The sequence below is a fragment of the Celeribacter halophilus genome (assembly GCF_900114135.1).
Taxonomy (GTDB): domain Bacteria; phylum Pseudomonadota; class Alphaproteobacteria; order Rhodobacterales; family Rhodobacteraceae; genus Celeribacter; species Celeribacter halophilus.
Genome location: NZ_FORY01000013.1, coordinates 1 through 19633, shown reverse-complemented (window position 1 = coordinate 19633; position 19633 = coordinate 1). Strand labels below are relative to the sequence as shown.

The 19633-nt window shown below is 56.3% G+C and carries 30 protein-coding genes, 1 tRNA gene, 1 pseudogene and 1 other annotated feature; of the genes and pseudogenes, 9 read left to right on the top strand and 23 right to left on the bottom strand.

Going from position 1 to position 19633, the window contains the following annotated elements:
• Positions 1-219: 219 nt before the first annotated feature.
• From BM152_RS13375 to BM152_RS13355, 5 genes are all read left to right on the top strand, one after another.
• Entirely contained in the window at positions 220-1524 is a 1305-nt protein-coding gene (locus BM152_RS13375; protein ID WP_074914326.1) for an extracellular solute-binding protein, read from the top strand.
• A 69-nt stretch (positions 1525-1593) separates the two neighbouring features.
• Positions 1594-2475 (top strand): ABC transporter permease subunit, encoded by an 882-nt coding sequence (locus BM152_RS13370; protein ID WP_066608636.1) that lies wholly within the window; start codon positions 1594-1596, stop codon positions 2473-2475.
• A gap of 9 nt (positions 2476-2484) precedes the next feature.
• Positions 2485-3378 carry an ABC transporter permease subunit gene (locus BM152_RS13365; protein ID WP_066608635.1) on the top strand — a complete coding sequence of 298 codons (894 nt, stop codon included), beginning with the start codon at positions 2485-2487 and terminating at the stop codon, positions 3376-3378.
• 11 nt (positions 3379-3389) lie between these two features.
• Positions 3390-4481 carry an ABC transporter ATP-binding protein gene (locus tag BM152_RS13360; protein WP_066608633.1) on the top strand — a complete coding sequence of 364 codons (1092 nt, stop codon included), beginning with the start codon at positions 3390-3392 and terminating at the stop codon, positions 4479-4481.
• On the top strand, positions 4478-5476 hold the full coding sequence (locus BM152_RS13355) for an endonuclease/exonuclease/phosphatase family protein (RefSeq protein ID WP_066608630.1): 999 nt from the start codon (positions 4478-4480) through the stop codon (positions 5474-5476). The genes BM152_RS13360 and BM152_RS13355 overlap by 4 nt, the downstream gene beginning before the upstream one ends.
• A 130-nt stretch (positions 5477-5606) precedes the next feature.
• On the opposite strand, the gene BM152_RS19645 is transcribed toward BM152_RS13355, so the two are convergent.
• The 15 genes from BM152_RS19645 to BM152_RS13285 form a co-directional block, all read right to left on the bottom strand.
• On the bottom strand, positions 5607-5735 hold the full coding sequence (locus BM152_RS19645; protein ID WP_269446564.1) for a hypothetical protein: 129 nt from the start codon (positions 5733-5735) through the stop codon (positions 5607-5609).
• Between the two features lie 40 nt (positions 5736-5775).
• A complete protein-coding gene (locus BM152_RS13350) occupies positions 5776-5994 on the bottom strand; it encodes a DUF1127 domain-containing protein (RefSeq protein WP_066608629.1) in 219 nt (72 codons plus the stop codon).
• Positions 5995-6299: 305 nt separating this feature from the next.
• Positions 6300-6488 (bottom strand): 50S ribosomal protein L30, encoded by a 189-nt coding sequence (gene rpmD, locus BM152_RS13345; RefSeq protein ID WP_066608627.1) that lies wholly within the window; start codon positions 6486-6488, stop codon positions 6300-6302.
• Between the two features lie 12 nt (positions 6489-6500).
• A complete protein-coding gene (gene rpsE / locus BM152_RS13340; RefSeq protein WP_066608623.1) occupies positions 6501-7058 on the bottom strand; it encodes a 30S ribosomal protein S5 in 558 nt (185 codons plus the stop codon).
• Between the two features lie 128 nt (positions 7059-7186).
• On the bottom strand, positions 7187-7546 hold the full coding sequence (rplR, locus tag BM152_RS13335; protein ID WP_066608620.1) for a 50S ribosomal protein L18: 360 nt from the start codon (positions 7544-7546) through the stop codon (positions 7187-7189).
• A gap of 11 nt (positions 7547-7557) precedes the next feature.
• Entirely contained in the window at positions 7558-8091 is a 534-nt protein-coding gene (rplF, locus tag BM152_RS13330; RefSeq protein ID WP_066608617.1) for a 50S ribosomal protein L6, read from the bottom strand.
• Between the two features lie 12 nt (positions 8092-8103).
• A complete protein-coding gene (gene rpsH, locus BM152_RS13325) occupies positions 8104-8496 on the bottom strand; it encodes a 30S ribosomal protein S8 (protein ID WP_066608614.1) in 393 nt (130 codons plus the stop codon).
• 13 nt (positions 8497-8509) lie between these two features.
• Entirely contained in the window at positions 8510-8815 is a 306-nt protein-coding gene (gene rpsN / locus BM152_RS13320) for a 30S ribosomal protein S14 (RefSeq protein ID WP_066608612.1), read from the bottom strand.
• A 22-nt stretch (positions 8816-8837) separates the two neighbouring features.
• The gene (gene rplE, locus BM152_RS13315; protein WP_066608609.1) at positions 8838-9401 is read right to left on the bottom strand and encodes a 50S ribosomal protein L5; all 564 of its coding nucleotides are present in this window, start codon (positions 9399-9401) and stop codon (positions 8838-8840) included.
• The gene (gene rplX / locus BM152_RS13310; RefSeq protein ID WP_066608603.1) at positions 9401-9706 is read right to left on the bottom strand and encodes a 50S ribosomal protein L24; all 306 of its coding nucleotides are present in this window, start codon (positions 9704-9706) and stop codon (positions 9401-9403) included. Before rplX ends, rplE begins: the two co-directional genes overlap by 1 nt.
• On the bottom strand, positions 9706-10074 hold the full coding sequence (rplN, locus tag BM152_RS13305; RefSeq protein ID WP_009574016.1) for a 50S ribosomal protein L14: 369 nt from the start codon (positions 10072-10074) through the stop codon (positions 9706-9708). Before rplN ends, rplX begins: the two co-directional genes overlap by 1 nt.
• An 89-nt stretch (positions 10075-10163) precedes the next feature.
• Entirely contained in the window at positions 10164-10391 is a 228-nt protein-coding gene (gene rpsQ / locus BM152_RS13300; protein ID WP_066608601.1) for a 30S ribosomal protein S17, read from the bottom strand.
• A gap of 12 nt (positions 10392-10403) precedes the next feature.
• On the bottom strand, positions 10404-10604 hold the full coding sequence (rpmC, locus tag BM152_RS13295) for a 50S ribosomal protein L29 (RefSeq protein WP_066608599.1): 201 nt from the start codon (positions 10602-10604) through the stop codon (positions 10404-10406).
• Positions 10605-10786: 182 nt separating this feature from the next.
• Positions 10787-11137: a hypothetical protein gene (locus tag BM152_RS13290; protein WP_066608591.1), complete on the bottom strand. Its 351-nt coding sequence runs from the start codon at positions 11135-11137 to the stop codon at positions 10787-10789.
• A gap of 118 nt (positions 11138-11255) precedes the next feature.
• Entirely contained in the window at positions 11256-11741 is a 486-nt protein-coding gene (locus tag BM152_RS13285; protein ID WP_066608585.1) for a bacterioferritin, read from the bottom strand.
• 137 nt (positions 11742-11878) lie between these two features.
• Between BM152_RS13285 and BM152_RS13280 the strand changes: the two genes are divergently transcribed.
• Entirely contained in the window at positions 11879-12502 is a 624-nt protein-coding gene (locus BM152_RS13280; protein ID WP_066608581.1) for a TIGR02466 family protein, read from the top strand.
• A 27-nt stretch (positions 12503-12529) separates the two neighbouring features.
• On the opposite strand, the gene BM152_RS13275 is transcribed toward BM152_RS13280, so the two are convergent.
• From BM152_RS13275 to BM152_RS13235, 8 genes and pseudogenes are all read right to left on the bottom strand, one after another.
• Positions 12530-13294: an ion transporter gene (locus BM152_RS13275; protein WP_066608574.1), complete on the bottom strand. Its 765-nt coding sequence runs from the start codon at positions 13292-13294 to the stop codon at positions 12530-12532.
• Positions 13295-13505: 211 nt separating this feature from the next.
• A complete protein-coding gene (rplP, locus tag BM152_RS13270; RefSeq protein ID WP_066608572.1) occupies positions 13506-13919 on the bottom strand; it encodes a 50S ribosomal protein L16 in 414 nt (137 codons plus the stop codon).
• Between the two features lie 13 nt (positions 13920-13932).
• Positions 13933-14640, bottom strand: coding sequence for a 30S ribosomal protein S3 (gene rpsC, locus BM152_RS13265; protein WP_066608566.1), 708 nt, complete (start codon positions 14638-14640; stop codon positions 13933-13935).
• Positions 14640-15020, bottom strand: coding sequence for a 50S ribosomal protein L22 (gene rplV, locus BM152_RS13260; protein ID WP_066608564.1), 381 nt, complete (start codon positions 15018-15020; stop codon positions 14640-14642). Before rplV ends, rpsC begins: the two co-directional genes overlap by 1 nt.
• 3 nt (positions 15021-15023) lie before the next feature.
• Positions 15024-15302, bottom strand: coding sequence for a 30S ribosomal protein S19 (gene rpsS, locus BM152_RS13255; protein WP_066608563.1), 279 nt, complete (start codon positions 15300-15302; stop codon positions 15024-15026).
• Between the two features lie 3 nt (positions 15303-15305).
• Entirely contained in the window at positions 15306-16148 is an 843-nt protein-coding gene (gene rplB, locus BM152_RS13250) for a 50S ribosomal protein L2 (protein WP_066608561.1), read from the bottom strand.
• A gap of 101 nt (positions 16149-16249) precedes the next feature.
• Positions 16250-17663: pseudogene (locus BM152_RS13245) on the bottom strand (IS3 family transposase).
• Positions 17260-17376: a sequence feature (AL1L pseudoknot), on the bottom strand. Its footprint overlaps the pseudogene before it by 117 nt.
• 11 nt (positions 17664-17674) lie before the next feature.
• A complete protein-coding gene (locus BM152_RS13235) occupies positions 17675-18382 on the bottom strand; it encodes a helix-turn-helix transcriptional regulator (RefSeq protein ID WP_066608553.1) in 708 nt (235 codons plus the stop codon).
• Positions 18383-18708: 326 nt separating this feature from the next.
• On the opposite strand from BM152_RS13235, the gene BM152_RS13230 reads away from it, so the two are divergent.
• From BM152_RS13230 to BM152_RS19550, 3 genes are all read left to right on the top strand, one after another.
• Positions 18709-18798: transfer RNA gene (locus BM152_RS13230), tRNA-Ser, on the top strand.
• 149 nt (positions 18799-18947) lie between these two features.
• Entirely contained in the window at positions 18948-19331 is a 384-nt protein-coding gene (locus BM152_RS13225; protein ID WP_082715463.1) for an Arm DNA-binding domain-containing protein, read from the top strand.
• A gap of 77 nt (positions 19332-19408) precedes the next feature.
• On the top strand, positions 19409-19633 hold a 225-nt coding region (locus BM152_RS19550), incomplete at its 3' end, for an IS3 family transposase (protein ID WP_066608544.1).

Below are 19633 nucleotides of genomic sequence, written 5' to 3'. Positions count from 1 at the left end.
GTTGTGTGTAATTTTTTCAATACCGATAAAAAAGCTTCACAGAACCATCACAAAACGCGCGTAGGCGAACACCTGTGCAAAGCCATGCAGGCCGGAGATTTTTCGGGCTGTTGGCTCTGTGTCTCTCCTCAAGGGGGGAAGGATCGGAGCGCCGCCCAACGGGTGTGGCGCGAAACGGATGAATAAGCCCCGACGCGGGCTCAAACCGGAGACAGTGTGATGAACACGACCAAATTCACAGCCGCCGCAACGGCTTTCGCCCTTTTGGGCGGCGCCGCTTTTGCGGAAACCGAAATCACATGGTGGCACGCTATGGGCGGCAACCTCGGCGAAACCGTCAACCAGATCGCCGAAGGTTTCAACGCGTCCCAAGCCGAATACAAAATCACGCCTGTGTTCAAAGGCTCCTACGAAGAAACCCTGACCTCCGGCATCGCCGCCTTCCGTGCCGGTGAACAGCCGAACATCATGCAAGTGTTCGATGCGGGCTCTGCCACTGTGATCGGGGCCAAGGGCGCCACTGTTCCGGTGCAGGATCTGCTCTCCGAAAATGGCGTCGATTTCGACATCGAAGACTACATTGCGGGCGTGCGCTATTTCTACGCGGACTCCGATGGCAAGATGATCGGCATGCCGTTCAACTCCTCCTCGCCGGTGATGTATTACAACGCCGACGCTCTGGAAAAAGCCGGCGTCGAAGCGCCGCGCACCTATGAAGAGTTCGAAGCCATTGCGCCGAAACTCAAAGACGCCGGTTACATCCCGCTCGTGCAAACGCACCTGCCTTGGGAAATGGTGGAGAACTTCCACTCCCGTCACAACCTGCCCTTCGCGACCAATAACAACGGTTATGACGGCGCAGAAGGCACTGAAATTCTCATCAACTCCGATGAGATGAAAATGCACTTCACCAAGGTCAAGGAATGGCTTGACGAAGGCTATTTCGGCTTCTTCGGCACCGGCTGGTCCGACAACCAGGCGCAGTTCGAGGCCGGCAATGCCGCCATGTATATCGGTTCTTCGGGTGACTTCGGTGGCCTGACCGCCAAAGACCTGCCGTTCGAATGGGCCTCCACCTATCTGCCCTATTGGGAAAGCATCACGCCGGAGGGCTACCAGACCTTCATCGGTGGCGCATCGCTCTTCGCTATGGCCGGTAAATCCGCAGAAGAGAACAAGGCCACGGCCGAATTCTTCCGCTACCTGACCTCGGCAGAAGTCCAATATATGTGGCACAAGGAAACCGGTTACGTTCCGGTGACGACCGCCGCCTATGAGCTGGCCAAAGCCGATGGCCACTACGACCGTTTCCCCGCTGCCGAAACCGGCCCGAAACAGTTGATGCTGCAAGCCGGTGACAACACCAAAGGCTATCGCATGGGCTTCTACGTTCAGATCCGTGACGTGGAAAACCGCGAATTGTCCCGTGTCCTGTCCGGTGAAACTTTTTTTTTAGATGCTCTGGCGACCATCGAGAAAGAAGGCAACGCCCTTCTCGCCCGCTTCGCCAAAACACAAGGCTAACCCCCTTTTCAACAACACGTCCGGCGGCCGCAGTTTTTGCGGCCGTCGGCTTTCCAGAAAGGTTCCCCCATGAAACGTGCCGGTTTCGACTCGCGCTGGCTGCCGATCCTGCTGCTGGTGCCCCAGCTGACGATCATCGCCGTTTTCTTCTATTGGCCCGCTGTCTATGCACTGAAATCCTCCTTTTTCCTGCAAGACCCGTTCGGGTTCGGCCAGACCTTTGTGGGGCTGGAGAATTACACCTCGCTGTTCGATTCCTCCGAATACCTGAAGGTTGCCAATTTCACCGTGCTGTTCACCGTTCTGGTCACGTTCTTCTCTCTGGCGCTGGCGCTTTTGCTAGCGGTCAAGGCCGACAACGTGCTGCGCGGGGCCAAGACCTATCGCACACTTCTGATGTGGGTCTACGCGGTGGCGCCTCCCGTGGCGGGGTTCATGGGGCTTCTCCTGTTCAACCAGCGCTGGGGCCCGCTTATGGAGCTGTTCGGCCATTTCGGATGGGAGTTCGAGATGGGTGCGGATTACTCCGACACCGCCTTTGCCATGATCATGATCTCGATCTGGAAACAGGTGCCCGTGAATTTCATCTTTTTCCTCTCGGGGCTTCAGGCCATCCCGAAAGCCGTGCGCGAGGCCGCGTTGATCGACAACCGCTCCGCCTCCGGTCGGTTCTGGGACGTGACCTTTCCGCTGCTCGCGCCGACCGGATTTTTCCTTCTGATCATCAACATCACCTATGCGCTCTTTGACACTTTCGGCGTGATCGACACGGTCGTGCGCGGTGAACCGAGCAACAATCCGATGACCCTTGTCTACAAGGTCTATGTCGACGGGTTCCGTGGTAATGACCTCGGCGGCTCTTCGGCGCAATCCGTGATCCTGATGGTGCTGGTTCTGGCTCTGACCGTGTTCCAGTTCCGCATGGTCGAACGACGCATCCATTATACATAAGGCAGGACAATGGCTGATATCACCTCTTCCGTGGCCGTTCCGGCCCCAACCCGCCGCCGCATCCGCTGGTCGCTCATAGGCGACCATGCCATCCTGATTGCCGGCTCACTCTTTATGCTCCTGCCGCTTCTGGTGTTGCTGCAAACCGCCTCTACCCCGGACCTCGAAACCATGAAGAACGGGCCGGGGCTCTATTTCGGCGACCAGCTTGATGACAATTTCCGCAAGGCGATGTTCGAAGCATCAGGCTTTTCAGGGGCCAACACCGGCCTGTCGATGCTCAAGAACTCTCTGATCCTCGGGCTCGGCTTTGCCTTTGGCAAGATCGTCATTGGCATGATGGCCGCCTATGCGATTGTCTATTTCCGTCTGCGCTTTGCGACACTGGCCTTCTGGCTGATCTTCACCACGCTTTTGCTGCCGCTTGAGGTCCGCATTCTGCCGTCTTACGAGATTACCCAGAAACTCGGCCTGCTCAACACCTACACAGGGTTGATCGTGCCGCTGATCGCATCGGCCACCGCAACCTTCTTTTTCCGCCAATTCTTCCGCTCTGTGCCCGAAGAGCTTGTGGAAGCCGCCCGCATCGACGGTGCCGGACCGGTGAAATTCTTCATCGATATTCTCGTGCCGCTCTCGCAAACCATGATCGCGGCGATGTTCATCATCATGTTTGTCTATGGCTGGAACCAGTATCTCTGGCCCACGATGATCACCACCGAAGAGGACATGTACACGCTGGTGCGCGGCATCAAGCAGATCGTTCAGGTGCTCGAAGGCAATGAAATCCCGCAATACGGACGCGCGAACGTTCTGGCGATCATCTCCGTGATCCCGCCCGTGGCCGTCGTCATCTTTTTCCAGAGCTGGTTCGTCAAGGGCCTCACGGAATCCGACAAATAAGGACTAAATCAATGGCTCAGGTTACGTTGGACTCTGTCCGCAAAATCTACCCCAATGGCGTCGAGGCCGTCTCTCCTGCCTCTTTCAACATTCCCGATGGCGAATTCGTGGTGCTTGTCGGCCCCTCCGGTTGTGGCAAGTCCACGCTCTTGCGCATGATCGCAGGGTTGGAAGACATCACCGACGGGGCGCTCTCGATCGGGGATCGTGTGGTCAATACGCTTGATCCGGCGGATCGGGACATTGCAATGGTGTTCCAGAACTACGCGCTCTACCCGCATATGACCGTGCGCAAGAACATCGCCTATGGCCTCAAGAACCGCAAAACACCCAAAGACATCATTGCGCAAAAGGTCGATGAGGCGGCAAAGATGCTCAACCTCACCGACTATCTCGACCGCAAACCCGCGCAACTGTCCGGTGGCCAGCGCCAGCGTGTCGCAATGGGCCGCGCCATTGTGCGCGATCCGGCGCTGTTTCTCTTCGACGAGCCGCTGTCGAACCTTGATGCCAAGCTCCGCAACCAGATGAGGATCGAGATCAAGGCGTTGCAACGGCGTCTGGGTGTGACCTCGGTCTACGTCACCCACGATCAGGTCGAAGCCATGACCATGGCAGACCGGATCATCGTGCTTAACAGCGGCAAGATCGAACAGATCGGCACGCCTGCGGAAATCTACCACAATCCCGCCTCGACCTTTGTGGCCTCTTTCATGGGCGCGCCGCCGATGAACCTTGTGGCAGGCGAACTGGACAGCGGGCATTTGAGCTTCGCGGGTCTCTCCCTCCCCGTGCACGCGGATCATCGCGGGCCGGTCACGATGGGCGTGCGACCGGAAGACCTCGTCATCGACCCCGACGGCCAGCTGCATATGGAGGTCGAACTGGTCGAAGAACTGGGTGCGCATCGCCTGTTGCATGGCATGGTCGACGGTCAGCGCCTGACGGTGCACCTGACCAAAGAGATCAAAGCACACACAGGCCCACTGCGCCTGTCCTGTCATCCCGACCGCCTGCGCCTGTTCCATCCCGAGACCGGCAAACGCATGGACGCGCAGATGGCCACACAGCCGCGCACACAGACCGAAAGTGTCGCCTCATGATCTCGCTTCTCGACACGTTGCCCAAGGTCACCGCCTCCCAACGAAAGGCCCTCCTGTCCGCTCCTCGCACGGCAGAGGCCCATCGCGCCATGATGGCCGATGTTCTCGCGATGAACGCGGTGCAGCTTGGCGGTGCGGCCCCACAGGACAGCCTTCCAACCGAGTTCACCGTCGCCGCATGGAATGTCGAACGCTGCCTGTTCCCGCAAGACAGCGCAGAGCACCTCGCGCAACTTACTCCTGATGTGGTGCTGCTCTCCGAGGTCGATCACGGCATGGCCCGCACCGGCCAGCGCCACACCACCGAAGAGGTCGCCGAAGCGCTCGGGATGCGTTACGCCTACGGTGTCGAGTTTTTCGAGATGGATCTGGGCGGCCCGACTGAACGCGCCTATTGCACGGATGATTTCAACGCGCTGGGATGGCACGGCAATGCGGTGCTCTCGAACGTGCCGCTCGACAAGGTGACGCTGATCCGGCTCGACGATCACGGTCATTGGTTCGCCTCTGACAACGGTGCCGCCGACCCCGACCAGCCCCGCCTTGGGGGACGGATGGCGATTGCCGCTGTCCTGCCCTCGGCGCAGGGGGACATCTGCGTGGTCTCGACCCATCTGGAAAGCAACGCCAATCCGGCCCATCGTCACAGGCAGTTCGAGATTCTTCTCGACGCGCTGGACGACTTCGCGCCCGATATGCCTGTGTTGATCGGCGGGGATCTCAACACCGGAAACCATATCCCGCCGAATTTCGACCACCGTGATGAAACGCTGTTCGCACTGGGTGAGAGCCGCGGATATGACTGGAGCTTCACCGCGGAGGGCATGACCACACGCCCCTCTCTCATCACCCCGCATCCTGATCGCGTGATGAAACTCGACTGGATCGCCGCGCGTGACGTGCAGTGTCTCGACAAAGGCATTCTCTCCTCCATCGACAAGAACGGCCGCCCCTTGGCCGATCATGATTGCGTCTGGGCGAAGGTATCCCTTTAACCTGAACCTGCACCTCTACAGAGATCAAAGCCGAAGCCCTCCCCTATTCCCCAAAAACAAAACACCCCGCAGCTTCCTGCGGGGTGTATGTCATGTCCAGAGGGTCCGAGCGCTCGGCTCGCGGTCCGCTTCAGTTGCGCGTGTTGCGCAGATACTCGGTCCAGCAAGGCACCGGCTCATGGGCACTCAGAGCTTTCAGTGCGCGGGAGAGTGCTGCGATAGGGCGCGGAAAGAACGGGAAGGCGGCGGCGCGTGGCATGGTCAGGTCCTCTGTCACTTGAACGTGTCTGGTTGCAGGCTCAGATGCGCGCTGCGGTTTCGCGTGCGATGTCGAGAATGTCACCGCGGGAAAGACCGATGTCTGCCAGTTCGTGATCCGAAAGCGCATCAAGCTGGTTGTAGGTGGTCGTGAACGCACGTTGACGGGCAAAGCTCAGACGGATGCCTTCAACCATGTTGCGCACAACAGAAATGAGGCCGGTGCCAGCGGTGCGGGAGATATCGGTGTAATGTGCCATTTTATGTTCCTTTGTCTCGGGGCCCCATGCCCCGCGAATCTGTGTTTCTGGGTTCTCTTTAGGAGTGAGGCTCATGTAGAGGTGACCAGCCCCTATGACATCCCCAAGTTTGCGAGACTCCGGTATGCACAAAATGCATGCAGTTTTAAAACTGCACCTTTTTTTAACTTTTCCGCTTTTCAGACGGGCATTTCGCCCCGCCACAGAGCGCGTCAACACACAGAAACCAAACGACAAAAGAAAACGCCCCGCTGTCTCCAGAGGGGCGTTTCAAATTATAAACTCACGATAAACGTGGGCTGCGCTCAGCCGCGTTCCTCGACGATTTCGACGAGGTGCGGGATGGATGCAACCATGCCGCGGATGGAAGGCGTATCTTCCAGCTCACGGGTTTTGTGCATCTTGTTCAGGCCGAGACCGATAAGGGTCTGGCGCTGTTTGGCCGGGCGACGGATCGGGGAGCCGATCTGTTTCACAACGATGGTTTTAGCCATGTCTCAGTCTCCTTACGCGTCAGCGGTTTCAGTGGCCGGTTCATCCTTTTTGAGGATTTCGGCGACTTTTTTGCCACGGCGCTGAGCCACGGTACGCGGGGAAGCCTCTTTCTTGAGACCATCCAGCGTGGCGCGGATCATGTTATACGGGTTTTGCGAGCCAATAGATTTGGCAACCACGTCCTGAACACCAAGCATTTCGAACACAGCACGCATAGGACCACCGGCGATGATACCAGTACCTTGCGGTGCGGTGCGCATGACGACTTTACCGGCACCGTGACGACCTTCGACGTCGTGGTGCAGGGTGCGGCCCTCTTTGAGAGCAACGCGGATCATCTGGCGCTTTGCTTGTTCGGTGGCTTTACGAATGGCCTCAGGGACCTCTTTCGCTTTACCTTTGCCGAAGCCGACGCGGCCTTTTTGGTCGCCCACAACCACGAGAGCAGCAAAGCCGAAGCGCTTACCACCTTTTACGGTTTTGGACACACGGTTGATCGCGACCAGACGATCAGAGAATTCCGGGTTTTCGTCGCGATCGCGACCCCGACGGTTATCACGTTCTGCCATAGAACTTTCCTTTGAACAGGTGGCGCATGGCCCATGTGGGGGCGCCGTTTAACTCGATCCAAGTGGCCGTCCGAAAGGACAACCCCGGATCATCGGGAAGGGGACCTTCCGGCCCCCTTCCTCAAGTCTTAGAACTTCAGACCACCTTCACGGGCAGCGTCGGCGAGAGCCTTCACCTTGCCGTGGAAGAGGAAGCCACCACGGTCGAAGTAACATTCTTCGACACCGGCTTTCTTCGCGCGCTCTGCAATCGCTGCTCCCACTTTGGACGCGGCTTCGACGTTGTTCTTGCCAACCATGCCGAGATCCTTCTCCATAGTGGAGGCGGCGGCGAGGGTTTTGCCTTGAACGTCGTCGATCAGCTGAGCGCTGATGTTCTTGTTCGAACGATGGATCGACAGGCGAAGCTTGCCGACATTGTTCTTGCGAAGCTTGTTCCGAACGCGCAAGCGGCGTTTCAGAAACAGGGTACGTTTGCTGTTTGCCATGATGAGCGTCCTTACTTCTTCTTGCCTTCCTTGCGGAAGATATACTCGTCTTTATATTTGATACCTTTGCCTTTGTAGGGCTCGGGCTTGCGCCATTCACGGATGTTTGCCGCGACTTGGCCGACGAGTTGCGGGTCGGTGCCCTCGACAGTGATTTCGGTCGGTTTCGCAGCAGTCACAGTGACGCCTGCGGGAACCTCGAAGTTCACTTCGTGGGAGTAACCCAGGTTGAGTTTAAGCGTGTTGCCCTGCATCTGGGCACGATAACCAACACCGTTGATCTCCAGCTCTTTCTTGAAGCCGTCGGTCACGCCGGTAACCATGTTACCGATCATAGTGCGGGACATGCCCCATTGCTGGCGGGCACGCTTGGATTTGCCACGCGGAGTGACGGTGATCACGTTGTCTTCGACAGCGAGGGTCACATCGTCCGAGGCGGTGAAGGAGTGAGAGCCTTTCGGGCCCTTCACTTCAATGGTCTGGCCGGACACAGAAGCAGTTACGCCGCTGGGCAGGTCGACCGGTTTCTTACCAATACGAGACATCGAAAGACCTCCTTAGAAGACGGTGCAAAGCACTTCGCCACCAACATTGTTGGCACGAGCGTTTGCGTCCGACATCACACCTTTCGGGGTGGAGACAATCGACACACCGAGGCCCTGACGGACCGACGGGATGTCCTTGACACCGAGGTATACGCGACGGCCGGGTTTGGAGACCCGTTGCAATTCGCGAATGACCGGAGTGCCTTCGAAGTATTTGAGGCTGATTTCAAGGCTCGGATGACCTTTGGAATCGGTGCCTTTTTCGTAACCGCGGATGTAACCCTCATCGAGCAGCACATCCAGAACCCATGCCCGCAGCTTGGAAGCCGGGGTGGAGACGGTGGATTTGCCACGCATTTGAGCGTTGCGGATACGGGTGAGCATATCGCCGATAGGATCGTTCATTATCTGTGCTCCCTTACCAGCTCGATTTCACCAAACCGGGGATCTGGCCGAAGGAGCCAAGTTCCCGCAGCATGATCCGGGAGACCTTCAGCTTACGGTAGTAAGCGTGAGGACGACCGGTCAGCTGACAACGGTTGTGAAGACGTGTAGCCGAGCTGTTGCGCGGCAGTTCAGCAAGCTTCAGGGAAGCGCGGAAACGCTCTTCCATCGGCTTCTCTTGATCATAGATGATCTCTTTGAGAGCAGCGCGCTTGGCGGCGTATTTGGCCACCAGCTTCTCGCGCTTGCGCTCACGGGCGATCATGGATTTCTTAGCCATGTTCTCTAAACTCCTCGCGCGATCAGCTGTTGAAAGGCATGTTGAAAGCTTTCAACAGGCTCTTTGCTTCAGCATCGGTTTTCGCCGTTGTGGCGATGACAATGTCCATACCCCAGACTTCGTCGACTTTGTCGAAGTTGATCTCGGGGAACACGATATGCTCTTTGATGCCCATGGCGTAGTTGCCACGGCCGTCGAAAGATTTGCCGGAAACACCGCGGAAGTCGCGGATGCGGGGCATAGCGATCGTGATCAGACGGTCGAGGAATTCATACATACGGTCGCCACGAAGAGTGACTTTCGCGCCAAGCGGCATGTCTTCACGAACGCGGAAACCAGCGATGGATTTCTTGGCTTTCGTGGTGAGTGCCTTTTGACCGGCGATGGCCGAGAGATCTTCCTGAGCGGATTTCGCTTTTTTGGAATCACGCACAGCTTCAGCACCGCAACCGATGTTGAGAACGATTTTGTCCAGACGCGGGATCTGCATGTCGTTTTTGTAACCGAACTCTTCTTTGAGAGCGGCACGAATGCTGTCCTTGTATGCGGCCTTCAGACGCGGGGTGTAATCGGTGGTATCGAGCATCAGATCACGTCTCCCGTAGTTTTGGCGTAACGCACCTTTTTGTCGCCTTCGAATTTGAAGCCGACGCGGGTGGCTTTGCCGTTGGCGTCGAGAAGCGCGAGGTTCGACAGATCGATCGGAAGAGCTACCGGCTTGCGGCCGCCCTGATCGCCCTGCGTAGCACGCACGTGACGGATGGCGATGTTCACGCCTTCCACAATGGCTTTGCCTTTGGCGGGCAGCACAGTGGTGATTTCACCCTGTTTGCCTTTGTCTTTGCCGGCAAGCACGACGACCTTGTCGCCTTTTTTCAACTTAGCAGCCATTAGAGCACCTCCGGAGCGAGCGAGATGATCTTCATGAAGTTCTTCGCGCGAAGCTCACGAACCACCGGCCCGAAGATACGGGTGCCGACCGGCTCGTTGTTGTTGTTGAGGATAACGGCCGCGTTGCGATCAAAACGGATCGCTGTCCCGTCTTCACGACGGACTTCTTTGGCGGTGCGAACGACGACGGCCTTGCGGACGTCCCCTTTTTTCACACGGCCACGCGGAATTGCTTCCTTGACCGACACCACAATGATGTCACCCACGGAGGCATAACGACGGTGTGAACCGCCGAGGACCTTGATGCACTGAACACGGCGAGCGCCGCTGTTGTCAGCTACATCCAGATTGGTCTGCATCTGGATCATTCGGTTTCTCCCGACCTTTGGGGCGACCTGCAGCGATCGTGATCCCCAGGGTTTCGATTAAGCTGGGAGGAGGCTTGTTCAATCACAGATTAAACGAGCACTTCCCAACGCTTGGTTTTCGACTTCGGAGCACATTCCACGATGCGGACGGTGTCACCGACGTTGAATTGGTTGTTCTCATCGTGAGCCCGGTATTTCTTGGACTTACGGATGGTCTTTTTCAGAACCGGGTGTTTGAAACGACGTTCAACAGACACGGTAACAGTTTGTTCGTTTTGGTTCGAGGTTACGACCCCGGAAAGAATACGCTTCGGCATAGGTGTCGCTCCTTATTCGGCTGCAGATGCAGCTTTTTCGTTCAGAATGGTTTTCACACGAGCGGCCGCACGGCGCGCTTTGCGGATCTGAGCGGTATTTTCGAGCTGACCCGTGGCCTGCTGAAAGCGCAGGTTGAAGGATTCTTTCTTCAGGTTGGCAAGCTCGGTCTTGAGCTCGTCCGGCGTTTTGGCACGCAGTTCTTGGGCGTTCATAATTCGCCTCTCCTTGGTTCCTGTTAGCACCGGAATGCGCCCTTTTTAGGGGTGACATTCAGTCCGGTGGGTTATGTCAAAGCACACGAATCCCCTGACGGGGAATCTGTGAGATGCGTTCCTATAAGGGGGTATTGCCTTGCTGGCAAGGGCCAGAATGCCCGCGCCCTTGCAAACTCCGGTTAATTCGGCAATTGCACCGGATAATATGTCCCCATCCAGCCCTCAAGCGTGTCGCGGGCCTCAATCTGCACTTCACTCACGCCATCGGGAATGTCCACACCAGACAAGGAACGTGTGAAGGGCTGCTCATGGACATGCGGATGGGTGAGGACACGGTGGCCCAATTCAGCCCCGTCCATATCCAGCACCCGCCATCCGTCGGCATAGTGGTCCCACCCCGTATCGGGATGCGAGAGCGTGACATCAAAGCGCCACGTCTCTCCCGAACGGGTGACGTTGACTTCTTCGATCACGGGAGGGTCGGCGGCAAGCGGTGTCGCGGCGAGGAGAAAAGCGGCAATATATTTCATGACCTCACCTTAACATTCCGGCACCCTATGCCGCATCACATCTTTATCAGCAAAACCCCGCGCCAAGGCACGGGGTCTCACAAACTATCAAAGGACGGTCAAATCCGAAGGCTTACCCTTATTCCTCTTCCGCCTCACCAGCAGAGACATATTTCGAGGCGTAGTTCTGTTCCCCGATCCGCTCGATCAGGCTCAGCTGCAGCTCCAGCCAGTTCTGATGCCCCACCTCGTCAATCGCGATGGTCTCGAACAGTTTCTTGGTCTTGAGATCGCCTGCCTCATAGGCCGCTTTCGCCGCCTTGGTGTAGAATTCGGTGGCTTCTTTCTCGTCGGCAAGGTCCATGTTGAACATGTCTTGCAGCGACTTGGCAACTTTCGGCGTGGTGGCAAATGCCATTTCCGGCTCGCCGCCCAATTCGAACATCCGCTCAAGGAAAAGGTTCGAATGCTCCGTCTCTTCCTCAAATTCCTCGCGCATCTGATCGGCCAGCTTGTCCAGCCCCCAGTCGTCAAGCACATGGGCATGCAACTGATACTGGTGCGCCGCGCTCAGCTCCATCTGGAGTGCTGTGTTGAGGTTCTTCAGCGTGGTTTCATTGGTCATGGTGTGGCCTCCTGTTTATTTGCTTTATACATGGGGCTGCGAGTGAAAATTTCATCCCGAGATTGCGCTTTTTCTGCGCACATGCGATGTGGCAAAAGGGCACTCCAGTGCCTCCCCCTCATTCAGCGGAGAGCAACATGGCCGATATTGAATCCCTTTTCGTCACCCGTCTTTACAAAGCCAAACTCGGTGAATTCTCCCCCGAGGTCGATCAGGACGAGTTGTTCGACAGCTGCTACGCCATTGCCGAAGATGACGAGGCCGGCCAGAGATGGTGCGAGGACAAAGGCTATCCGGGTTACACCTCTTACGCCTCGCTCACCGACCTGCCGTGGCGCTTTCCGATCTTTAAGGACATCGTTGAAAGCCTCGACCAGCACGTCGCAAAATTCGCCGAGGATTTGCAGTTCGATCTGGGCGACCGCAAGCTTGTGCTCGAAGACCTCTGGATCAACATCCTGCCCGAAGGCGGCTATCACTCCGCCCATATCCACCCCCATTCCGTGATCTCCGGCACAACCTATGTGGCCATGCCGGACGGGGCCTCCAGCCTGCGTCTCGAAGATCCGCGCCACGCCATGATGATGGCCGCGCCTGCCCGCATCAAAGACGCGCGCCGCGAAATGCAGAACTTCATCTATGTGGCACCGGAAGCGGGGGACATCCTGCTATGGGAAAGCTGGCTGCGCCACGAGGTTATGATGAACCAATCCGAATTCGATCGGGTCTCGGTGAGCTTTAACTACAAGTGGGGCGAGTAACGCCCACAATTGCGGGCCGCTAGGGCCTCAACGCCGTTCCAAAGCCCGCTCGATCCGTTCCAAACGCGCCAACACATCGTCACGGTAATCCCCTGTGGCGGCGTTTTCTTCTTCGGCATGGGCGTCCTGCATGGTCGAGACGATGAGACCGACAACGAGGTTCATCACTGCGAAGGCCGTGATCAGGATGAAGGGCACAAAGAACAGCCATGATTGCGGATGGACCTCCATCACCGGACGCACGATCCCCATCGACCAGCTTTCCAGCGTCATGACCTGAAAGAGCGTATAGAGAGAAGCGCCCAGCGTGCCGAACCATTCGGGGAAGGTCGGGCCGTAGAGCTTCGTCGCGATCACCGAGCCGATGTAAAAGATGATCCCCGTCAACAGAAAGACCGAGGCCATGCCCGGCAGCGCGAGGATGAAGGCTTCGACCACCCGACGCAGGCTCGGCAGAACCGAGACCACACGCAAAAGCCGCAAGATACGCAGGGCACGGAGCACGGAGAGCCCCTCCCCCACCGGCGAGAGCGAAATCCCCACAATGGCGAAGTCAAAGAGGTTCCAGCCGTCGCGGAAAAACCGTGGCCCCTGCGCATAGATTTTGGCGAGCAGTTCCAGAACAAAGATGCTCAGGCAAATCATGTCGAGCGTCTCGATCAACCACCCTGCTCGCGCCATGACCTTGCCGGAGGTTTCAAGGCCGAGGATCACGGCGTTGAACAGGATCACTCCCATAATGAAGTGACGCGTCATGGGACGGTCAAGGAAATCGGAAATCTGTGTGCGCATCTTGGCCTCTGTGGGTCAGTTCGCCGTAGAGATAGTGGAGCGGGCGGGCAGCTTAAAGCCCTGAACCGGCTCTCTTTGCATATGCAGAAAGAAAAACCCCCGCCAACTGCTTTGGCGGGGGTTTCTATCTTTGCTCTGGTGGTTTTTTCATCGCCTTTCAAAGAAAAGCAAAGGCACACCTGTGACACTCCGCTCTCGCGGAAGGCACGTCTTACCAGTCTTCGCGAACCACTGTGCGGGTTTTGATCGGAAGTTTCATTGCAGCAAGGCGCAGAGCCTCACGAGCAACATCTTCCGAAACACCGTCGAGTTCGAACATCACGCGGCCCGGTTTGACTTTGCAGACCCAACGGTCAACAGAGCCTTTACCTTTACCCATACGCACCTCGACCGGTTTCGCGGTCACAGGGGTGTCGGGGAAGATACGGATCCAGACACGGCCCTGACGCTTCATGTGACGCGTCATGGCACGACGTGCAGCTTCGATCTGACGCGCAGTGATACGCTCGGGCTCAACAGCTTTGAGGCCGAATGTGCCGAAGGTCAGCTCGGAACCGCCTTTTGCCTGACCGTGAATACGGCCTTTGTGCATTTTGCGGAATTTTGTACGCTTTGGCTGAAGCATGTCTCAGATCTCCTTAGCGACGGCCGCGGTCGCCGCGAGGCGCCGGACCAGCTTGAGCTTCTTCGGCGCGACGGTCACGAGCCTGCGGATCGTGTTCCATAATCTCGCCTTTGAAGATCCAGCATTTGATGCCAATGATGCCGTAGGCGGTTGTCGCTTCCGAGTGGGCGTAATCGATATCAGCCCGCAGGGTGTGAAGCGGCACACGACCTTCGCGATACCATTCGGTACGCGCGATTTCGGCACCACCGAGACGACCGGCAACGTTCACGCGGATGCCGAGGGCACCCATACGCATGGCGTTTTGCACGGAGCGTTTCATGGCGCGACGGAAGGACACACGGCGCTCAAGTTGCTGCGCGATGGACTCGGCAACGAGTTGGGCGTCAAGCTCCGGCTTGCGCACTTCAACGATGTTGAGGTGCAGCTCGGAGTCGGTCATCGTGGCGATTTTCTTGCGCAGGGTTTCGATGTCTGCGCCTTTCTTGCCGATGATGACACCCGGACGTGCAGTGTGGATCGTGACGCGGCACTTCTTGTGCGGACGCTCGATGATCACACGGCTGATGCCGGCTTGCTTGCATTCTTCTTTGATGAAATCACGGATCTTGATGTCTTCGAGAAGAAGATCACCGTAATCCTTGCTGTCGGCGTACCAGCGGCTATCCCAGGTGCGGTTGACCTGGAGACGCATGCCAATCGGGTTAACCTTATGACCCATTAGTTTTGCTCCTCAACTTGACGCACCTTGATGGTGATTTCCGCGAACGGCTTCATGATCTTGCCAAAACGACCACGGGCACGCGGGCGACCGCGCTTCATGGTGAGGTTTTTGCCGACCCAAGCTTCGGCGACGATGAGTTCATCGACGTCGAGACCGTGGTTGTTCTCGGCATTGGCAATCGCACTTTGCAGACATTTCTTGACGTCTGCAGCAATACGCTTGTTGGAGAAAGTGAGGTCCGTAAGGGCCTTGTCCACTTTCTTACCACGGATCATCTGAGCCACGAGGTTCAGTTTCTGCGGCGAAACGCGAAGCATTTTGGTTTTCGCCATTGCTTCGTTGTCAGCCACGCGACGGGGATTTGCTACCTTACCCATGACTTACTTCCGTTTCGCTTTCTTGTCTGCGGCGTGACCGTAGTAGGTCCGAGTCGGTGCATATTCACCGAACTTCTGACCGATCATGTCTTCCGAGACGTTGACGGGGATATGCTTGTGACCGTTGTACACACCAAAGGTGAGACCAACGAACTGCGGCAGGATGGTGGAGCGGCGGGACCAGATCTTGATGACCTCGTTGCGACCGCTCTCGCGAGCTTTTTCGGCCTTCTTGAGGACGTAAGCGTCCACAAACGGGCCTTTCCAGACAGAACGTGCCATATCTTAGCGACCCTTCTTCTTGGCGTGACGCGAGCGGATAATAAGCTTGCTGGACGCCTTGTTCTTGTTGCGCGTTTTTGCGCCTTTGGTCGGCTTGCCCCAGGGCGTAACCGGGTGACGACCACCAGAGGTCCGGCCTTCACCACCACCGTGGGGGTGATCGATCGGGTTCATAACAACACCACGCACGGAGGGACGAATGCCCTTGTGGCGGTTACGACCAGCTTTACCGAAGTTCTGGTTGGAGTTGTCAGGGTTGGACACGGCACCGACGGTGCACATGCATTCCTGACGCACGAGGCGCAGTTCGCCAGAAGAAAGGCGGATCTGGGCGTAGCCACCGTCACGACCAACGAATTGGGCGTAGGTCCCTGCTGCACGGGCGATCTGGCCGCCTTTGCCGGGCTTGAGCTCGACGTTGTGCACGATGGTACCAATCGGCAGTCCGGAGAACGGCATGGCGTTGCCGGGCTTCACGTCAGCCTTGGAAGAAGCAACAACCTTGTCGCCAACTGCCAGACGCTGCGGAGCCAGGATGTAAGCCTGTTCGCCGTCTTCATATTTGATAAGCGCGATAAACGCGGTGCGGTTCGGGTCATATTCGATCCGTTCCACGGTCGCTGCGACGTCAAACTTGTTCCGTTTGAAATCGACAACACGATAGAGACGTTTTGCCCCGCCGCCTTTGCGACGCATCGTGATCCGTCCGGTGTTGTTCCGGCCGCCATTCTTGGTCAAACCCTCGGTGAGAGATTTGACCGGACGCCCTTTCCAAAGCTCCGAACGGTCGATCAGAACCAACCCACGTTGGCCAGGCGTCGTCGGTTTGTACGACTTAAGTGCCATAGTTTCTGTCTTCCGTTTGCTTTGGGTCATGTGATGTAGCGGTTCGCTACGACCCGTTTTCGTCTAAGGCCGAGGGCTTGGTGACCCTCGTCCCACACAAATCACGGGCCCCAAGAACGAATCCGGGGCCGTGAGATGGGCGGTGTATAGGGGGAGTTGGGTGTGGAGTCTATAGCAGAGAGGAAATAATCCACTATGAGTGAACGATGAGCGCGAGCGGCGGGGGGGCGCAACGTGTTCTGACCGACGCCCTTTATGCCAACCAAGTTACTCCACAATATGAGCATTGCACTAAGATGGCCAAAGCGCCAGCCCTCTGGGGCGGGCAGGCGGCGATTATTGAACCAGTCGACCCATCCGAGGGTGGCCATTTCCAGATCTTGCATGTTGCGCCAAGGCCCTTGGCGATGAACGAGTTCGGTTTTATAGAGACCGTTAATCGTCTCGGCGAGGGCGTTGTCGTATGAATCCCCGACGCTGCCGACCGATGGTTCAATACCAGCTTCGGCTAAACGTTCAGTATAGCGAATGGACAAATATTGCCCGCCGTGGTCGGAATGATGGATCAACCCGCTTTCATGAACAGGTCGTCGATCATGCAAGGCTTGCTCCAACGCATCGAGAACAAAGTCAGTTTTGGCTGAACGTGAGACCCGCCAGCCCACGATGCGATCGGCGAATGTATCAATGAGCGAGACCTTGTTCGCCATTGGTTCGAGAACAATGGTCGAGCGCCCACATACACGAAGCCTTGCCATGTCGACACGTAGGTGAAGTCGCTGACCCAGAGCAGATTGGGCGCCGAGGCCCGGAATGCACGGTTCACTTTGTCGCGCGGACTGGGTGCTTATGAATTAGGAACGGTTGTTTTAACTACCTTGCCCCGCACAGCTCCACGGATGCCAATCTGTTTCATCAACCGTTGCACCGTGCATCTTGCAACCTCAAAGCCCTCGCGTTTCGATTGGTGCCATGTTTTTCGGATGCCATAGACCTGATAATTTTCATCCCAGATCCTTTTAATCTCTGGCCGCAGCTCTGCATCCCGTTGGTGTCGCGCTGATGCCTTGGAAGGATCCGCGCGACACGCGAGGCGGTGATAAAATGTTGACGGCGCGATCGGCAACACCCTGCAGATCGACTCGACACCGTAAACGCTACGCTGATCTTCAATAAAGGCAATCATCGCTTCAGTGGGCGGTCGAGTTCCGCCTGTGCAAAATATGCTGACGCCTTGCGTAGTATCTCATTGGCTTGGCGTAGCTCCCGGTTTTCCCTTTCGAGGGTTTTAATCCGATCACGTTCTTCAGTAGTCACGCCGTCGCGCATACCACTATCCTTCTCGGCCTGCTTGACCCATCCGTTCAAGGTCTGGGGTATACAGCCGATCTTGGGTGCAATGGCCGCAATCGCGCCCGCCTGCGTTTCGTAGGAGCCTTGATGCTCAAACACCATTCGGACCGCACGTGCGCGGACCTCAGGCGAGTAGCGATTTGCCATTTTACTTTTTGTCATAACCATCATCCTTACTTAAGTTGATGGTCTCCGACAAACTCGGGGCAATTCACCACCTGCAGCATATCAATTACCGCATCCATGTTTAGTGAGGTCAATGCTTCCTCTTTGCTGTAGATTTCAGAGACCAATTTTTCTATTGTTGCAATCATGGCGGCCCTCTCTATTTTTGCGGCAATAGGAAGATTGGCCGAGCGTCCAGATGAAGAAACATTTTTCTTGATTTTCTGTTCACCCCCGAGTGGAGAGAGATCAATCCGCAAGATTGGCGCCAGAGATTTAGTCTGGCAAGCTACACCAACAGGTCTACGAATTCTCTGGGCCTTTTTAGAATAGACAGTTGGTTGCTTATAGGTGAGCACCTCAAGTGGTATCCATGCTTTTTTCCTTACTCCGAGCCGTATAGAATGTGGAAAATGCTCAGGGTACTTTTCTTTCTTATACCAAAGATTAATGGTTCTGACACTAATACCAGTAAGCTCGGTAACCTCTTTGCTATTCCAAAGAGGCATTTTCAGATCCTGCCACAGATCTTCGTATTGTATTGCATCCAAACCAATTGAAGACCAAATTTCAGACCATAGGACTTTCCGATGGTTCAGAACTCCCCAGATCAAAAACAATTCTCTTCGCTTATCGCCCTTGACCCCCAAGTACACTTCAATTTCCTGGGTCGTTGCAATGCCTGGATCAGGTTTCTTTATCGAGGATCTCATCATAACGAGAACCTGGGTGCGCAATCGGCACACCGGAAAACATTCCTAGAATAAACATAGTGAATCCCTGTGCCATTTGGACTGGATCGGTTGATCAGCTTGGCTGAGCGATTGCCGGGGCTACAGTCCTCCATAGCGTGAGATTGTGTCGCAAAACGGCACCCAAGACGCTTTTGCTGTAAGGGAAGTTGACCAAAACTTTCCCAAATCGGGTGCCATTCTGTGCCTCTCTGTGCCATTTCGAGCGTTTTTCGCCCGAAATGAGAAATTTTAAAAAACAGGGACTTTTGTCTTGTATCCCCTACGTTTGCTTGGCTATACGCGTCGGTGGAGACGTGGCCGAGTGGTCGAAGGCGCTCCCCTGCTAAGGGAGTAGGCTCGGAAGGGTCTCGAGGGTTCGAATCCCTTCGTCTCCGCCACCCACCATTATCATTGATTCGCGTTAGGTGCTGTTCTACCCTTTAAGGTACTGAACGGACGCACCGTTTCGTCTAATATCGTTTGCAACCGTCTAATTTCGGTTTTGCTCGGTGCTCTTCATTACGTGGTATGAAATGAGGTATCTAGCATGGCTTATAATAGCGGTCGGCTGACGAGGAATCTCGTCCGCACGCTGGGCCCTGGACGTCATGGTGACGGCAATGGGCTCTATTTAGTTGTTGACCCTTCTGGGGCACGGCGATGGATCGTCCGTGTTACCATTAAAGGGCAACGCAACCGCATGGGGAAACCCTTGCGCACTGACTTCGGTCTTGGCGGGGCCGATGTCATCACTCTGACACTGGCACGAGATCGTGCGCTTGAGTATAGGCGTCTCGCCATTCAAGGCGTGAACCCTAAATTCAATCAAGACTTGGCTGTCCCCTGTTTCGAAGAAGTTGCGAGAACGGTTCATGTCGAACGGCTTCCGACTTGGAAAAATCCAAAGCATGGCCAACAGTGGATCCTCTGAGCTACCCCTCGAAATTCGGACAGTGACGTAAGCTACGATTTGCAGTCTGCTGATCTTCGACGAAAAGGAGATCAGAGATGTCGAAACGCAAACAACATGCGCCTGAATTTAAGGCGAAGGTCGCGCTGGAAGCCTTGAAGGGTGAGGAGACCGCCGCCGAGCTGGCAAGCCGGTTCGGGGTGCATCCGACGATGATCCATCAATGGAAACGTGCGCTCCTTGAGGGCGCCTCCGGCGTGTTTGACCGCGGTGGCAGAAAGAATCCCGAGTTCAATGAGGAGCAGGTGAAGGAACTCCACGCC

What these genes read in the sequence shown, in the direction of transcription:
- BM152_RS13375 (WP_074914326.1), top strand. Translation starts at nt 220, where the DNA reads ATGAACACGACCAAATTCACAGCCGCCGCAACGGCTTTCGCCCTTTTG.
- BM152_RS13370 (WP_066608636.1), top strand. Translation starts at nt 1,594, where the DNA reads ATGAAACGTGCCGGTTTCGACTCGCGCTGGCTGCCGATCCTGCTGCTG.
- BM152_RS13365 (WP_066608635.1), top strand. Translation starts at nt 2,485, where the DNA reads ATGGCTGATATCACCTCTTCCGTGGCCGTTCCGGCCCCAACCCGCCGC.
- BM152_RS13360 (WP_066608633.1), top strand. Translation starts at nt 3,390, where the DNA reads ATGGCTCAGGTTACGTTGGACTCTGTCCGCAAAATCTACCCCAATGGC.
- BM152_RS13355 (WP_066608630.1), top strand. Translation starts at nt 4,478, where the DNA reads ATGATCTCGCTTCTCGACACGTTGCCCAAGGTCACCGCCTCCCAACGA.
- BM152_RS19645 (WP_269446564.1), bottom strand. Translation starts at nt 5,735, where the DNA reads ATGCCACGCGCCGCCGCCTTCCCGTTCTTTCCGCGCCCTATCGCAGCA.
- BM152_RS13350 (WP_066608629.1), bottom strand. Translation starts at nt 5,994, where the DNA reads ATGGCACATTACACCGATATCTCCCGCACCGCTGGCACCGGCCTCATT.
- rpmD (WP_066608627.1), bottom strand. Translation starts at nt 6,488, where the DNA reads ATGGCTAAAACCATCGTTGTGAAACAGATCGGCTCCCCGATCCGTCGC.
- rpsE (WP_066608623.1), bottom strand. Translation starts at nt 7,058, where the DNA reads ATGGCAGAACGTGATAACCGTCGGGGTCGCGATCGCGACGAAAACCCG.
- rplR (WP_066608620.1), bottom strand. Translation starts at nt 7,546, where the DNA reads ATGGCAAACAGCAAACGTACCCTGTTTCTGAAACGCCGCTTGCGCGTT.
- rplF (WP_066608617.1), bottom strand. Translation starts at nt 8,091, where the DNA reads ATGTCTCGTATTGGTAAGAAACCGGTCGACCTGCCCAGCGGCGTAACT.
- rpsH (WP_066608614.1), bottom strand. Translation starts at nt 8,496, where the DNA reads ATGAACGATCCTATCGGCGATATGCTCACCCGTATCCGCAACGCTCAA.
- rpsN (WP_066608612.1), bottom strand. Translation starts at nt 8,815, where the DNA reads ATGGCTAAGAAATCCATGATCGCCCGTGAGCGCAAGCGCGAGAAGCTG.
- rplE (WP_066608609.1), bottom strand. Translation starts at nt 9,401, where the DNA reads ATGCTCGATACCACCGATTACACCCCGCGTCTGAAGGCCGCATACAAG.
- rplX (WP_066608603.1), bottom strand. Translation starts at nt 9,706, where the DNA reads ATGGCTGCTAAGTTGAAAAAAGGCGACAAGGTCGTCGTGCTTGCCGGC.
- rplN (WP_009574016.1), bottom strand. Translation starts at nt 10,074, where the DNA reads ATGATCCAGATGCAGACCAATCTGGATGTAGCTGACAACAGCGGCGCT.
- rpsQ (WP_066608601.1), bottom strand. Translation starts at nt 10,391, where the DNA reads ATGCCGAAGCGTATTCTTTCCGGGGTCGTAACCTCGAACCAAAACGAA.
- rpmC (WP_066608599.1), bottom strand. Translation starts at nt 10,604, where the DNA reads ATGAACGCCCAAGAACTGCGTGCCAAAACGCCGGACGAGCTCAAGACC.
- BM152_RS13290 (WP_066608591.1), bottom strand. Translation starts at nt 11,137, where the DNA reads ATGAAATATATTGCCGCTTTTCTCCTCGCCGCGACACCGCTTGCCGCC.
- BM152_RS13285 (WP_066608585.1), bottom strand. Translation starts at nt 11,741, where the DNA reads ATGACCAATGAAACCACGCTGAAGAACCTCAACACAGCACTCCAGATG.
- BM152_RS13280 (WP_066608581.1), top strand. Translation starts at nt 11,879, where the DNA reads ATGGCCGATATTGAATCCCTTTTCGTCACCCGTCTTTACAAAGCCAAA.
- BM152_RS13275 (WP_066608574.1), bottom strand. Translation starts at nt 13,294, where the DNA reads ATGCGCACACAGATTTCCGATTTCCTTGACCGTCCCATGACGCGTCAC.
- rplP (WP_066608572.1), bottom strand. Translation starts at nt 13,919, where the DNA reads ATGCTTCAGCCAAAGCGTACAAAATTCCGCAAAATGCACAAAGGCCGT.
- rpsC (WP_066608566.1), bottom strand. Translation starts at nt 14,640, where the DNA reads ATGGGTCATAAGGTTAACCCGATTGGCATGCGTCTCCAGGTCAACCGC.
- rplV (WP_066608564.1), bottom strand. Translation starts at nt 15,020, where the DNA reads ATGGGTAAGGTAGCAAATCCCCGTCGCGTGGCTGACAACGAAGCAATG.
- rpsS (WP_066608563.1), bottom strand. Translation starts at nt 15,302, where the DNA reads ATGGCACGTTCTGTCTGGAAAGGCCCGTTTGTGGACGCTTACGTCCTC.
- rplB (WP_066608561.1), bottom strand. Translation starts at nt 16,148, where the DNA reads ATGGCACTTAAGTCGTACAAACCGACGACGCCTGGCCAACGTGGGTTG.
- BM152_RS13235 (WP_066608553.1), bottom strand. Translation starts at nt 18,382, where the DNA reads ATGATGAGATCCTCGATAAAGAAACCTGATCCAGGCATTGCAACGACC.
- BM152_RS13225 (WP_082715463.1), top strand. Translation starts at nt 18,948, where the DNA reads ATGGCTTATAATAGCGGTCGGCTGACGAGGAATCTCGTCCGCACGCTG.